Source organism: Providencia sp. PROV032, assembly GCF_028484875.1.
Taxonomy (GTDB): Bacteria; Pseudomonadota; Gammaproteobacteria; order Enterobacterales; family Enterobacteriaceae; genus Providencia; species Providencia rettgeri_E.
Genome location: NZ_JAMPSX010000044.1, coordinates 1 through 14,336, shown reverse-complemented (window position 1 = coordinate 14,336; position 14,336 = coordinate 1). Strand labels below are relative to the sequence as shown.

The 14,336-nt window shown below is 41.5% G+C and carries 14 protein-coding genes; all 14 read right to left on the bottom strand.

The genetic code is table 11. The features are described from left to right. Positions 1-255, bottom strand: a 255-nt coding sequence (locus PSF42_RS19890; RefSeq protein ID WP_253905165.1) for an NAD(P)-binding domain-containing protein, incomplete at its 3' end; no start/stop codon positions are given. Positions 256-463: 208 nt separating this feature from the next. Beyond that, positions 464-1,288, bottom strand: coding sequence for a glycosyltransferase family 2 protein (locus PSF42_RS19885; RefSeq protein ID WP_072663764.1), 825 nt, complete (start codon positions 1,286-1,288; stop codon positions 464-466). A gap of 26 nt (positions 1,289-1,314) precedes the next feature. Continuing rightward, positions 1,315-2,424 (bottom strand): glycosyltransferase WbsX family protein, encoded by a 1,110-nt coding sequence (locus PSF42_RS19880; protein WP_072663763.1) that lies wholly within the window; start codon positions 2,422-2,424, stop codon positions 1,315-1,317. 9 nt (positions 2,425-2,433) lie between these two features. Next, positions 2,434-3,975 (bottom strand): rhamnan synthesis F family protein, encoded by a 1,542-nt coding sequence (locus PSF42_RS19875; RefSeq protein WP_072663762.1) that lies wholly within the window; start codon positions 3,973-3,975, stop codon positions 2,434-2,436. After that, positions 3,972-5,282, bottom strand: a complete 1,311-nt coding sequence (locus tag PSF42_RS19870) for a glycosyltransferase WbsX family protein (RefSeq protein ID WP_072663761.1) — start codon at positions 5,280-5,282, stop codon at positions 3,972-3,974. The genes PSF42_RS19875 and PSF42_RS19870 overlap by 4 nt, the downstream gene beginning before the upstream one ends. After that, a complete protein-coding gene (locus tag PSF42_RS19865) occupies positions 5,282-6,277 on the bottom strand; it encodes a class I SAM-dependent methyltransferase (protein WP_072663760.1) in 996 nt (331 codons plus the stop codon). The genes PSF42_RS19870 and PSF42_RS19865 overlap by 1 nt, the downstream gene beginning before the upstream one ends. After that, a complete protein-coding gene (locus PSF42_RS19860; protein WP_072663759.1) occupies positions 6,274-7,596 on the bottom strand; it encodes an ABC transporter ATP-binding protein in 1,323 nt (440 codons plus the stop codon). The genes PSF42_RS19865 and PSF42_RS19860 overlap by 4 nt, the downstream gene beginning before the upstream one ends. Beyond that, the gene (locus PSF42_RS19855) at positions 7,586-8,377 is read right to left on the bottom strand and encodes an ABC transporter permease (protein ID WP_072663758.1); all 792 of its coding nucleotides are present in this window, start codon (positions 8,375-8,377) and stop codon (positions 7,586-7,588) included. Before PSF42_RS19855 ends, PSF42_RS19860 begins: the two co-directional genes overlap by 11 nt. A gap of 89 nt (positions 8,378-8,466) precedes the next feature. After that, positions 8,467-9,015 (bottom strand): dTDP-4-dehydrorhamnose 3,5-epimerase, encoded by a 549-nt coding sequence (rfbC, locus tag PSF42_RS19850; RefSeq protein WP_072663757.1) that lies wholly within the window; start codon positions 9,013-9,015, stop codon positions 8,467-8,469. 15 nt (positions 9,016-9,030) lie between these two features. Continuing rightward, positions 9,031-9,921, bottom strand: a complete 891-nt coding sequence (rfbD, locus tag PSF42_RS19845) for a dTDP-4-dehydrorhamnose reductase (RefSeq protein WP_072663756.1) — start codon at positions 9,919-9,921, stop codon at positions 9,031-9,033. 24 nt (positions 9,922-9,945) lie between these two features. After that, positions 9,946-10,812: a glucose-1-phosphate thymidylyltransferase RfbA gene (gene rfbA, locus PSF42_RS19840; protein ID WP_072663755.1), complete on the bottom strand. Its 867-nt coding sequence runs from the start codon at positions 10,810-10,812 to the stop codon at positions 9,946-9,948. A gap of 18 nt (positions 10,813-10,830) precedes the next feature. Then, positions 10,831-11,919, bottom strand: a complete 1,089-nt coding sequence (gene rfbB / locus PSF42_RS19835; RefSeq protein WP_072663754.1) for a dTDP-glucose 4,6-dehydratase — start codon at positions 11,917-11,919, stop codon at positions 10,831-10,833. A 414-nt stretch (positions 11,920-12,333) separates the two neighbouring features. Then, complete coding sequence (gene galF / locus PSF42_RS19830; protein ID WP_103278807.1) at positions 12,334-13,227, bottom strand: GalU regulator GalF; 894 nt, start codon at positions 13,225-13,227, stop codon at positions 12,334-12,336. 182 nt (positions 13,228-13,409) lie between these two features. Continuing rightward, a partial coding sequence (wcaM, locus tag PSF42_RS19825; protein WP_272680533.1) for a colanic acid biosynthesis protein WcaM occupies positions 13,410-14,336 on the bottom strand: 927 nt, incomplete at its 5' end.

The window sequence follows — 14,336 nt, the reverse complement described above, 5'->3', positions numbered from 1 at the left end:
GTCAATAGCAGCATCTGTGCCAGCGCCCGCTTTCACCATTAACAGGATGCGACGGGGAGTTTCTAAGGATTCAACAAACTCTTTCACGGTGTAATACGGAACCAGCTTCTTGCCGGGGTTCTCAGCAATCACTTCTTCGGTCTTATCGCGGGAGCGGTTGAAAACGGAAACGGTATAGCCACGGCTTTCGATGTTAAGCGCCAGGTTGCGCCCCATCACGGCCATACCAACAACGCCGATTTGTTGCTTAGACATTATGTACTCCTGGATCGGGTGATACTACCTGCATAACACGTCATGAAGGTAATGTAGAATTTCACATCATATTTATCGCGGTAACCTATCATATAGACCGTCTGAACTCTTGAAAAGAGTTTGCTGCCAGTCGCATAGGGTAATCCGGGCTCGAATACACGCACAATAACAAGGGAATACCATTCATCTAAAAAAACCTCACACGCTTTCAGTGCACTGTTTTTTTGTCAGGCAGAGCCCGAATGCACTTCTTATTGAACATCGTGCGGTTTTTATCGCAAATCCAGCCCCACTTATTGAAATATTTAATGGCTGACTGAATATGCATTATTAAAAAACGAAAGCTTTTATATGACTTACGCTGTGACTCGTGGTAAACGAATGAATAAGGACAATAGAGAATATTAAGCCCAAGCTCACAAATTCGTCGTGAAAAATCGACATCTTCAAGATACAGGAAAAATGCAGGATCAAAGCCGCCCGTCTGCGATACAGCTCTGGAACTCACAATCAGGCAACAGCCTGAAAGTGAAGGAGCAAAAAAAGGCTTGGTATAATCGGCAAATCGTAACTCATACTGGCTGTTGCTTTCACTGGCAGATGTGAATAAGCGGAAGCGACGAGCAAAAAGATGATATGGTGATGGCAAAAGTTTCGCGCCATACTGCATTGTTCCGTCAGGGTAAAGCACCCGCGGAATTGACAAATCAACATTATTTTCTTTGCAGAATGAATAGGCTTTGTTTATTTCATCTTTTTCGAAGTAAATATCTGGGTTACAGATTAAAAAATACTCCGCCAGGTCTTTATATTTTTCAAAAACAATATTATGTGCAGCACCGAAACCTAAATTTACAGGCGTACGAATCACCATCACTTTGGAATGCTGAAAGTTAGCTAACCAGTTACATAAACTACCGTTATCAACGATGACCAACTGATCAATATAAGATTCCAACAGCAAGGCGTCAATTGTCTTCTCAACTTCAGAATACTCGTGTTTGTATAATACTAAAGATGCTACCAGTTTCAATTGCGTTAACCTATTTATGTGTACCCTTAAAAACCAGAGAAACTAGATGTCACCGTAAGAAGTTTCAGGCCAATCTTTTGGTCTGGTTCAAGATAAGCGCCTTCAGACCACTCATTCCAGGCATTAATAAATAAAATATCCTGATGTTCTTGAGTAATTTTATTCTGCGCAATAGATAGCGCATTTTTGTAATTTTCTGGCGATACATCAGTAAACAGTGTAGCTCTATCATTATACCGTGCTGTATTATCCCAGTCCGGAAAAACAGAATGATAAACAGGTTTGGAAAAGCTTAAGCTATCTGACCTCTCAAGTTCACGTAAGAAATCAACATAAGAAAACTTAGCAATCCCATTCTTTTTTCTGAACAATCCAACCAACAATGATTGGGTTTTTTCCGGCAGACGTCTTAGCAGTGGTTCAACCAAAGCTGTACGACGATTTTTTAATCGTGTATTAATAATATAGCGAGGGTTGAAATTAATAATCCCATCGAAATATTGATATAGTTCTTCGGCACCAGATATATCATAACTCCGACAAGCAAGCCAATGAATACCAGAAAAACCATCAGCAACTGCGAGCTTATTGAAGGTACTAATAACATCACTCAAATTGGGAATCAACTCAGGCCGGTATATTGTGAATACAGGCCTATTGTTAACTTTATGGTAGCGGTCATCTTTAAAAAAGGCAGCGAGATAAAAATAATGTTTCTCTATAGAATCCAGATCACGATAATAGTTCTGTTCAATGAGATAATCATTAGGTTGCCCGACCCACTGCCTTGTCCAGCTTTCATTAGCCCAAGTCAACATGAATTTTATATTCAAATCAATATCAGCAAGCAACATCTCTGCAGGTTTGGCGAGGTGTGGCTCACCGTCAAACCAATAATGATAGAAGTTGAAGCCAGTAATATTGAATTGCTTAGCAAGGTCGACCTGCATAGAAAGCGTTTTAAGCTCTGACTGGTCATAATAACCAAGTTCAGGAACCCGTGGCTGATAATGCTCCGCAAATAAAGGTTTTGCGGCTTCAACTAATTTCCAGTCTGTAAAACCAGCACCCCACCACATGGAGTTTTCTTTAGTTTCATAAAACTGTGGGAAATAGTATGCAAAAATAGCGGACATAATTCTCCATTACAATACTAAAACTTTATTGTTGCAAGTTTTAGTAATATCAATCTCAGAGAGTGTTTTGATATCAATGCATTTGAATCCTCGAACCATCACAGGTACACAAGTTGTCCTTTCAAAGACATGTGCAAGAGTACCATCCTGTTGACCACTTTCAGATTCAAACTCTTCGCTCGCCAGCAAATTAACAAGAGGATAGACTGCAGCTGGCTTAAACCAGAACATTGTCCCTCCAACGAAAAAAAGTTGTTTATTTTGCGGCGAAACGCCCAAAGACTCCATAGCATTATAAACTCGGTGTTGATTGCAACCCCAATATTCCTCATTTGACAGATAATCACGTTTATCAGCGGCTATGCCAATTTTATTGTGCATAAAGCAGTCTAACAGTTTTAAAATTATTGGGCCTGATGGGATGAGGTTGCAGATAATCTCCTGTCGCCACTTGCTACCGAGATGACTGTATTTACTCTTTTTAGAATGAAGCTTAAGAACCATTTCATATTGATTGAAGTCATAAGCTAACATTGTCTTGATAAAGGGCAAAACATCCCGCCCTTTGTTTTCAACAACTGCGATAAAAATATTGTTGGCAATTCCCCGAAAATAACTTCTCACCAAAGGAATATATTTTTCATCTGGTATCGTGATGAACAAGTCGAAATCAATGGGTAACAGAGAAAATCTCTCATAGAACTCGCCAGCCAGATCAACATAATAAAGATGAAGAATTATGGCAATCTTCGTTGTTTTTTCGCCGGAACCAATGTATTCAAAAAAATTATTCCCCGCAGTGATAAAATTACCAGGAGAATATTTAAACAATCGATTTTTGTAACTGGCTTTTGTTCGTAAAAGGTGGTTTTCCAATACTGCGGAGTTATCCAGATTCGAAAAATTCAGCTCGCCAATATCATTGCGTAGTACATCTGTTTTCACAAAGCCATATGTATCATAAAGATGTCGATAGTCATGATGGCAAGGATTCTGGTCATGCTGTGCGAGATAATAGCATCCGGTTGATAAACCGCTTCGCAACGCCGAGTTAGTCAGTTCAATCTCATAGTCAAATATAATCTTTTCTTTACGCTTATACTGAAAAAGGTTATTCCAGAAATTGTAGAACCAAAAAGACGTAAATGCCTTTTTGTTAAAGACCAGAAAATAACTTTGCAAATGATAAGCAAACTGCCTGCTGGCAGTAAGTGAGTAAATATCGTAAGCCTCACTTGCATTAAGAATTGCCTGCAAATCAAAATCTTTTGAACAATAGAAGCTATCATTAAGTACCAACAATTGATCGTAGATATAAAGATCTTCTATCGAAAGTATTCCTTCCTTATAGCTGCAGAAATCATACCCAACATTTTCACGAACAATGATTTGCAATCCAGGATATTTTCTTGCGACTTCGGTATCAATGTCTGAGGTTGAAACAAGAATGACCTTTTCCGCCACTGTTGTGATTTTATCGAGAATAACATCAAGATAAGGATCAACTATATTATCGACATCGTAATGTGCCATTACTGCTATGATTTTCATAGCATTCTTCTCAGTTTTGCATAAACAGGGATAAGCAAGGATGCAAGACGAGGATATTTAATTTTGATTCTATCCCTTACACGCATTGATTGTGCAGCTACAGGTGCATCAAATTTTACTTGCTGCTCATCAACATTTAATAATGCAAACTCAAAGGCTCTCTCGATCCGCATTTTTTCTTCTGGACCGATCTCATCCATAAGGAATGAAAGAATATTATCATTAGTAATATACTGGCTAAGATCTAATTTTTTCTCATTTAAGGCACTGAGAGTAGCTTCCAGATATTCCCGTCCGTATTTTAAATCAGGTTCGAGATGGGCACCTTCGGCCCATTCATTCCAGGCATTGATGAATATAAACTGATCATTTTCTGGCAAATACTTTTTAGAAAACTTAACTAAGTATTTCAACCAAAATTGATACAGAGCCGGAGATGAATTGATAATGATATGACCAGTATCCTGCCGTCTTGCCGTATTATCCCATGAAGGAATAATTCCGCGATAGCATTTATAATCTGTGGTCTTTTTATTTAATGCCTGGCGGACAATTTTACGATAATCAACAATCCCACCACGAAAATTAGGATTAGTAATTTGTACATTTACATCAGGACGGTTTTCCGAGCCGATGTATTTATGTGGTGGAAACTCGACAGCTACATCAAAGCCATAAACTGTAGGATCATCAATGCCATAGAACTGCACCGCACAGAGGTGAAGATCTGGGAAGCCAGCCTGACGGGCAAGTTCTCGCCACTGTTGGGTAAGTTCTAATGGATTTTTAAGTAAATCAGCACGATAAACCAACAACATCGGTTTACCATCTACTTTAATATATCTTGAATCCTGGAATACGCTAAGTAGCTCTTTAACAAATTCAATATCATCGCTAGCGCCATGATTTTGTTCAAGAAGCACTTCTTTATCAAGCCCATCCCATGTTTTTGTCCAGTTCTCATTTGCCCAGCAGTAGCAGAACGGAAAATCAATGTCACTTTTGACATAGTTATTTAATGGTTTTTCCAGAATACGACGACCATCTTTGAAGCGATAGTAGTAGAAACAGAATCCATACAGTCCATACTGGCGAGCTAAATCAGCCTGTTCGCGCATGTTCTCAATATTTTGCAGATCATAAAACCCCATATCTGCAGGGACATGCGGTTGATAATGCCCGGAAAAATTGGGTTTACCTTTTGCAACATTTGTCCATTCGGTGAATCCCGGTCCCCACCATTCATCATTCTCTTTGACACGGTGAAATTGAGGTAAATAGAAAGCCAATGGTTTAATCGTATTCATTACCGCGATCCCTTAAAAACAGCACGCAATTTAGTAATCATCTTCCAGGATTTTGAGTTTATTATTTCGTTAAGATATTTATCTTTATTTTCAATATCTTTTTTTAATAATAAGTTATCATTTTTGCAGCTCTGAATTTCACTCTGCAACTTTTCAATAAGCAATTGGTTGGGATAATACTCAGCCTCTGGCGAACGAACCATACCTGTCCAGTAATTGTCTCCTTGCCCCGGAGCGTGACTGTCAGTTAGAACATTATCCAAAGAAATAACATCCTGATGTTCACCGACGATAATTCGCTTACCTAAATTTGTTGTTTTCTTTTTGTGAATAATACAAACAGAATTAAAGAAGGTAACACTATAAATATGGTCAAAAGGTGTGCTGGTAACATCAATATCCAGAAATTGACCAAATTCATGGAAAAGATCATTAACTTTCTTTCCTGGATATCCCCAATGCTCATAGTTGATCGCATCACTTAATTTTTTAAGAAATGCCATTGATGACATCGGATCATACAAGCCGCCTTCAAACTCTTTCCAGTAGCTGCAATGGAGATCCTCAATGATGAAAATGCCATCATCGGATAAAAGGGGAAAGTACTTGATAAAAGTTTTAATAATATCGCTGCTAACATGTGATCCATCATCAATAATAAGATCGATACTACCAGCTGTTTCTGCCTTTATTTTTTCAACAACACCATCCTCATTGGCATCACCGACAATGACATGGATGTTAGGGTTGTCATAAGTCAATTTGTGGCAATCGGGATTGATATCACAGCCAATAATTTTACGAAAATTGGGGAAAAATTTACTCCATACCTCCAGAGAACCGCCATTCTGTATACCGATTTCAACTAATGTGATCTCTTTTTGGCTATATGGCACCAGAACCGCATCGTAGGCATCAATATATCGTTCCCACTTGTCTGTCGTTTTCCCATGGTGTAAACGATTGTGATAAAAATCTCTCAAGCTATGATTCATGATTTCACCATTTCAATGCTGTCAAATCGGACGCCAACCAAACCCCAGCGAACAGTACTGTTGAAAACTTTAATTATTAATGCATCGTGCAAATGGTGATGTTGGATATTGTTATGTAAATTTCCGTTTGCGACCGAGCACATCAATGCATAATCGCCGTTTGGCAACATTGGCAGGGTAAACACAAATTCACCTTTAAATGTTTCACCAGCAGCAAAAGTGCGTTTATCAACTTCAGTTAGGGGTAATGTATTTTCGCCGAATAGAATCTGACCTAATTTGTCTTTAACTAAAAAACCTAATATTGGCTGATCAAGATCGATATGAGTTTTTGCTTCGAGCGTTACCTTAACCTTTTCTCCCCCAGTGAGAATTTCCGAATTGTGCGATAAATTGCGCATGTCAACACGGATAATTTCTGCATCACCGGTTTTCCAGCCATTAGATGCTTCGAGGTTATGCGTTACAGTCGTCTCAGAACCATAATCGATAAAGGCCTCATCGCTGACGCTTTCTTCTTCAGACGGAGTCTCGCCATTAAGCTCTTGTAAGGTTGCTGTTTCACCATAGATTTGTTCGAGAGTATATTTCAGGTAACTTTCAGCAACATCCTTCGATTTACCATACTTCATCGAGTTACCTCTATTAAGCCACAAAGCTTTCTCACAGAGGTTCTGGACCGAAGCCATATCATGGCTTACAAAAATTAGCGTACCATTTTCCTGGAATTTCCTGATAAAGCGCATACATTTTTGCGTGAAGACAGCATCGCCAACAGCAAGGGCCTCATCGACAACCAGAATATCTGCATCAACATGCGCGATAACGGCAAAAGCCAGTCGGACATACATCCCACTGGAATAATTTTTGACTGGCTGATCAATGAAATCACCAATATCGGCAAATTTCACAATATCATTAAATTTAAGCTCTATTTCGCTTCTGGTCAAACCATAGACAGCAGCATTTAAATAAACGTTTTCTCGGCCGGTAAATTCAGGGTTAAAACCAGAGCCCAACTCCAGTAATGCTGCTATTTTGCCATTTACTTTTATTGTCCCGCAGGTCGGTTGCAACGTACCACAAATCATCTGAAGTAGTGTTGATTTACCCGAACCATTTCGGCCAATAATAGCTACTGTTTCGCCTTTTTTTATATTAAGTGAAACACCATTTACAGCCCAGAATTCATCATAGCATTTCTTTTTTATACCTAATCGAGGCAAGATAAATTGTTTGAGCCGATCTGCAGGATTACGATAAATGAAAAAACATTTACTAACAGAGTCTAATTCAATCGCATAATTATTAGAGGACATCAGCAAAACCTTTGCGTAATTTAGTAAACAACAAAAATGCCAGTGATGTAATAATAACTGAAGCAATCAAATAGATTAGCAAACCAGTAAAGTTTGGCAACTGGCCCCAAATAAATACCTTTCTGAATTCTTCAATAATAAAAGTCAAAGGATTTAAATTAATGAGTCGCTGAAACTCAAGCGGAACTGATTTTACAGAGAAGAATACTGGAGAAATAAAAAGAAGAATTGAAGTAACAATTCCCATAAATTGATTGATATCCCGGATGTATACACCAAGTGCAGAAATTATCCAACCACTACCTATCGCGAGCACAAATATTGGAAGTATAATAAGCGGTGTTAGAATAATAGTCCAATGGATTGCATCACCGAGTATTACGGATATCACAAATAGCACAATCATGCTAATGAACATGTTAAACAATGCAGACAGTGTTGTTACCAAACTTAGTATTTCTAATGGGAAAACCACTTTTTTTACATAATTCGAGTTCCCGACAATACTATTCGTTGAGAGCATCAATACTTCACAATAGAATGCATGAATAATCATTCCTGCAAAAAGAATTATCGCAAACTGTGATTTAGATTCCTCAACACCCCCCCCCCATTTCGCTTTAAATACAACAGAGAAAACGAAAGTATATACAATCAACATAAACAAAGGGGTTAAAAAAGGCCAAATAATACCTAATGCAGAACCACGATAACGGCTGGAAATTTCGCGCTTGGTCATTTGATATATTAATTGCCCATGCGCTTTTAATATGTTACTCATAGTAATGACACTCAAAACCTATTTTTATTTGGAATGAAAATAATTAATTACAGACAAAGAAATTAATGGCCGATTACCGGCCATTAATTTTACTTATAAAGATCAGCGTTAGATAATTTAACACCCTGCTGGTCTTTCGCTGATAATTGAATATTTTCCACAGCAGGCCAGGAGATATTAATTTCCGCATCATTCCAGATAATGCTACGCTCAGATTGCGGCGCGTAAAAATTAGTGGCCTTATAAAGAAACTGAGCGGTTTCGCTTAAGGTAACAAAACCATGGGCGAAACCTTCTGGAATCCATAATTGTCGTTTGTTTTCCGCACTGAGATTTACCCCAACCCACTGGCCAAACGTTGGTGAACTTTTGCGTATATCGACAGCAACATCAAATACCTCACCTTCGGTACAACGCACAAGTTTCCCCTGTGCATTCGGAGCCAATTGATAATGCAGACCTCGTAAGACGCCTTTCTGTGACTGAGAATGATTATCCTGTACGAATTCTACTTTACGCCCCACGGCTTCATCAAAAGTTTTCTGATTAAAACTCTCAAAAAAATAACCACGTGCATCACCAAATACTTTTGGCTCAAAAATGAGAACATCCGGAATTGCTGTCTTAATAATATTCATCTGAGTATTTCTCTTTTATTTACCAAGTATTTCAGTTACTGCTCGTTTTACACCAACTTTCCAGTCAGGTATAACTATATCAAACGTTTTCTGGAATTTCTGATTTGACAATCGAGAATTATGAGGTCGTTTAGCTGGGGTAGGATATGCCTCAGTTCCAACCGGATTGACCGCATTTACCTTAAGCTCCGTTCCTACTTCACGTGCAATTTCGAATACATAATTAGCGTAATCAAACCACGTGGTCTCGCCACTGGCGACAAGATGATAGGTGCCAAATAAGGTTGCATCATGGCGCTGGCTACGGATTGCTATCGCTGTGCAATCAGCCAACAATTCAGCGCTTGTTGGTGCACCGTGCTGATCATTGATGATCGCGAGCTGTTCCTTATCACCAGCAAGTCGCAGCATAGTTTTAGCAAAATTCGCGCCGCGTGAGGCATAAACCCAACTGGTTCGGAAGATGAAATGGCGCGGGTTATATTCAGCAACTGCTTTTTCGCCCGCTAATTTGGTTTCACCGTACACGTTAAGTGGCCCGGTGGGTTCATCTTCCTGGCGATAGTGCGTACCTTCACCATTAAAGACATAATCTGTTGAATAATGTACAAGCAATGCGCCCAGAGCTGCAGATTCTTTTGCAATGACGGCCACACTATCGGCATTCAGTAACTGCGCGAGATCATGCTCGCTTTCAGCTTTATCAACCGCAGTGTGAGCAGCAGCATTTACAATCACATCTGGTTTAACGGTACGAATCGTCTGTGCAATTCCGTCAGGATTAGTCAAATCACCACACAATTCAGTATCAAAATAATCGACGGCAATCAGCGTACCCAATGTGGATAATGCGCGCTGTAATTCCCAACCAACCTGGCCATTCTTGCCTATCAATAAAATTTTCATCGTATCCCCGAGAAACTATCCGCGTTATTCATTAATCAGTATGCGTAAATAGCGGCCATAATCATTTTTCGCCATTTTTTTCGCTTGATCGGCAACTTGCTCTTTACTCAGCCAGCCCTTACGAAATGCGATCTCTTCCAGACAAGCAACTTTCATCCCCTGGCGTTTCTCAATGGTATGAATAAATTGCGATGCTTCAACCAGGCTGTCATGGGTGCCCGTATCGAGCCATGCAAACCCACGCCCCAACAATTCCACCTGCAGCTCACCGCGGTCCAGATACATCTGGTTCAGTGTAGTAATCTCCAACTCGCCGCGAGCAGAAGGTTTCACCTGTTTTGCCATTTCGACGACATTTTTGTCGTAAAAATAGAGACCAGTTACTGCCCAGTTTGATTTTGGTTTAAGCGGTTTTTCCTCAATGGATAACGCAGTGTAATTTTTATCAAATTCCACAACACCAAAACGTTCCGGATCCTGTACCTGATAACCAAATACCATCGCACCAGAGGTTAACTGCGCTGCACTTTCCAGTTTCTTACCGAAGCTTTGACCAAAATAGATGTTATCGCCCAGCACCAGCGCACATGGCTCGTTATTAATGAATTCTTCGCCGATGATAAACGCCTGCGCCAGGCCGTCCGGCGAAGGCTGTACTTCATAGGTGAGACGGATACCGAACTGTGAACCATCACCCAATAAACGCTGGAACGATGCCATATCTTCCGGCGTCGTGATAATCAAAATGTCACGAATACCTGCCAACATTAGAACTGATATTGGGTAAAAAACCATCGGCTTGTCATAAACAGGCAATAACTGTTTTGACACACCCTGAGTAATCGGATAAAGACGAGTTCCAGAACCGCCAGCTAATACAATACCTTTCATCATTCCGTCCTTACGATTTTATTCTGCGAGCCCCAGGCGTTCACCAGCATATGATCCATCCATCACACGCTGCCACCAGTCCTGGTTAGTCAAATACCATTCAACCGTTTTGCGGATACCTGATTCAAAAGTCTCCTGCGGTACCCAGCCCAGTTCATCTTTTATTTTGCTCGCATCAATGGCGTAACGCAGATCATGGCCCGGACGGTCGGTGACATAAGTAATTAATTCTGCAAAGCTACTAATATTATTAGGTTTCGCAGTAATGATTTCGTCAAGAATAGTACAAATAGTATTTACGACTTCAATATTCTTACGCTCATTGTGGCCACCGATATTGTAAGTCTCACCCGCACCCCCCTCAGTGACGACCTTATATAAAGCGCGAGCATGATCTTCAACAAATAGCCAGTCGCGAATTTGCTCCCCATTGCCATACACCGGTAACGGCTTACCCGCTAATGCATTAAGGATGATCAGCGGAATAAGTTTTTCAGGGAAATGGTATGGGCCATAGTTATTTGAGCAATTCGTCACCAGGGTCGGCAAGCCGTAAGTACGGCGCCATGCACGTACTAAATGGTCACTTGACGCTTTCGATGAGGAATAGGGACTGCTGGGAGAATAAGGCGTTTTTTCGGTAAACAGCGGCAGCACTGTTCCGGCAGGAACTTCATCAGGATGCGGCAAATCGCCGTAGACTTCGTCCGTTGAGATATGATGGAAGCGGAACGCGGTTTTGCGGGGTTCATCAAGCTGAGCCCAATATTTGCGCGCAGCTTCAAGCAGAATGTAAGTTCCTACAATGTTTGTCTCAATAAACGCGGCTGGCCCGGTGATAGAGCGGTCCACATGGCTTTCGGCGGCAAGATGCATGACCGCATCTGGCTGATGTTCCGTAAAAATCCGTTGCATAGCTTCGGCGTCACAGATATCGGCGTGCTCGAAAGCATAACGATTGCTGTTTTCAACCTCTGTCAGAGATTCAAGGTTGCCCGCATAGGTTAACTTATCGACATTAACCACAGAATCATGAGTGTTATTAATGATATTACGAACGACAGCAGACCCGATAAAACCTGCTCCACCAGTGACCAATATTTTCACGAGATTATTCCATCTACTTTGCGTTTGCGAGTTGTTACTGTGGCACCGACATGCAAAATTCAAGCCAGGGCATTTATTCAAAAACAAGGCACGCTACCGCCCCTGGCTCAATAGCTACCAGTGTGCTGTGCGTAACGTCCAACGATGTCATTAGAAAGGCGCCAGGTAGTGCAACTGAGAATCATTACCGGGCACGAAATGTTAAAAAACACATTTTCTGCTTAAACCAATATGGAAACAAGAAAAATCTCAAGCCAATAAAGTTGCTGTCAAAGTTCCGTTTATTTCTTAGACGTTGGTCAGGCATTATAAATATAAAAAAAGCAGCGAGAATGTTCTGAAGCACATGTGCTTCCGGTTGCCACTCTCAGCTGCCATTCTAATTAGTTAATTTTTAAGTTTTTATCTGAAACATTACTGGGTCAAAAGTTTCTTAATACTTTCGCGGAATTTTTGACCTTCTTTCAGATTACGCAGTCCGTAGTTAACGAACGCCTGCATGTAACCCATTTTTTTACCACAGTCGTAGCTCTCGCCGGTCATCAGCATTGCATCCACAGACTGCTTCTTCGCCAGCTCGGCGATAGCATCGGTCAACTGAATACGTCCCCAGGCGCCTGGTTCAGTACGCTCCAGCTCCGGCCAGATTTCAGCGGAAAGCACATAGCGCCCCACCGCCATCAGGTCTGAATCCAGCGTTTGCGGCTGATCCGGTTTTTCGATGAACTCGACGATACGGCTTACCTTACCTTCGCTATCCAGCGGCTCTTTGGTCTGAATCACTGAGTACTCAGACAGATCGCCTTTCATGCGTTTTGCCAGAACCTGGCTACGACCGGTTTCATTGAAACGGGCAACCATTGCCGCCAGGTTGTAACGCAGCGGATCGGCAGAAGCGGAATCCAGAATGATATCCGGCAGGACAACCACGAAAGGGTTATCGCCAACAATGGGACGCGCGCAAAGGATGGAGTGCCCCAGGCCCAGCGGCTGTGCCTGACGAACGTTCATAATGGTCACGCCAGGAGGACAAATAGACTGCACCTCGGCCAACAGTTGACGTTTAACACGCTGTTCAAGTAACGCTTCCAGCTCATAGGAAGTGTCGAAGTGGTTTTCGACCGCGTTTTTGGAAGAATGTGTCACGAGGACGATTTCTTTGATCCCTGCAGCAACAACTTCGTCGACGATGTATTGAATCATTGGTTTATCGACGATAGGTAGCATCTCTTTAGGAATAGCTTTGGTGGCGGGTAGCATATGCATCCCCAAACCTGCTACCGGAATAACTGCTTTCAAATTAATCATTATGCCTTCCACCTGTAAATGATTGATAAATTATAGACCTTCAACTTCTTTTCGCCAGCGTCCACGGGACGAGTTGCCGCGAAATATGTTACGCCGATTGTCTTATAATTGCTGTAGATGTAATCCTGGCAGCGCAATAAAGTCACCAGGATTCATCGCAAAGTAAGACAATCTCCTTACCACTACGACTTCGCCGGCAAACGGAAGTTGAGATTTTGCACATTCACAACCTGATGGTCGATACGATCGATATCAACGGAACTCTGCCCTTTTTCGTTTACCGCCTTGATATTGGCCAGCGAAAGCAAGGTATCCTGACGCGCCATAAAACGTCCCCGCACATCCTTGCGTAAATCGAAGTTAAGTTTCAGCGCCGGTCCCACAGACGCCTCTTGCATGACATTGATGTTTCTCAGGAAAAGATGCTGCGGCTTGTTATGAAACTCCAGCGTTGCCCGCTGTAAGTTGAGATTGGTAATGGCCACAAATGAGGTGGCGTTACCGGACGAGATCTGGATCCCGCGCAGCTTGTACTGATTCTGTGCATTTTCCAGGTGAATATCATTCAGTTTGAAATTTTGCGGAATGGACAAATAATCGCCTTTGATAACCCCGTAGCCGATGAGCATTCCGGCACTGTTGACCATCGAGACGTTATCGATGACAAAATTATCACAGCCATATATCGCCACCGTCGCGTTATCAATACCGGCTTTTTTGCTGAAATCCGGGGTAATATTTTCTGCCTTAATGTTACGAATAATAAAGTGTTTACCGTTTTCAACATGGACCAGCTGTCGGCAATTGCTGCCAGTGATGTTGGCAACAACAAAATTCTTCACCGCCTGGTCTTCCGGGTAGGCGTTATCGTAGGTACTGCCCGCCAGCCCGATGCCGATTCCCCAGTTGATTTTACCGTTGGTACAGTCAATGTGATCAATGACATGGTCGGAGATGAGAATATCGCGATCGTTAATGGCGACGTTCCATTCCACTGCGTCACCTTGCAGGTAGCTAAAGTGGCTATTGGTGATTCGGGCGCCAATAATCTGGTTATGAAAACCCTGGCGCAGGATGGCGTAGTTGGCTTTCGTGACGGTGATATTATC

Bases quoted from the DNA above. Each gene is read 5' to 3' on its own strand.
- PSF42_RS19880 (WP_072663763.1), bottom strand. From the start codon at position 2,424: ATGTCCGCTATTTTTGCATACTATTTCCCACAGTTTTATGAAACTAAA.
- PSF42_RS19875 (WP_072663762.1), bottom strand. From the start codon at position 3,975: ATGAAAATCATAGCAGTAATGGCACATTACGATGTCGATAATATAGTT.
- PSF42_RS19870 (WP_072663761.1), bottom strand. From the start codon at position 5,282: ATGAATACGATTAAACCATTGGCTTTCTATTTACCTCAATTTCACCGT.
- PSF42_RS19865 (WP_072663760.1), bottom strand. From the start codon at position 6,277: ATGAATCATAGCTTGAGAGATTTTTATCACAATCGTTTACACCATGGG.
- PSF42_RS19860 (WP_072663759.1), bottom strand. From the start codon at position 7,596: ATGTCCTCTAATAATTATGCGATTGAATTAGACTCTGTTAGTAAATGT.
- PSF42_RS19855 (WP_072663758.1), bottom strand. From the start codon at position 8,377: ATGAGTAACATATTAAAAGCGCATGGGCAATTAATATATCAAATGACC.
- rfbC (WP_072663757.1), bottom strand. From the start codon at position 9,015: ATGAATATTATTAAGACAGCAATTCCGGATGTTCTCATTTTTGAGCCA.
- rfbD (WP_072663756.1), bottom strand. From the start codon at position 9,921: ATGAAAATTTTATTGATAGGCAAGAATGGCCAGGTTGGTTGGGAATTA.
- rfbA (WP_072663755.1), bottom strand. From the start codon at position 10,812: ATGAAAGGTATTGTATTAGCTGGCGGTTCTGGAACTCGTCTTTATCCG.
- galF (WP_103278807.1), bottom strand. From the start codon at position 13,227: ATGATTAATTTGAAAGCAGTTATTCCGGTAGCAGGTTTGGGGATGCAT.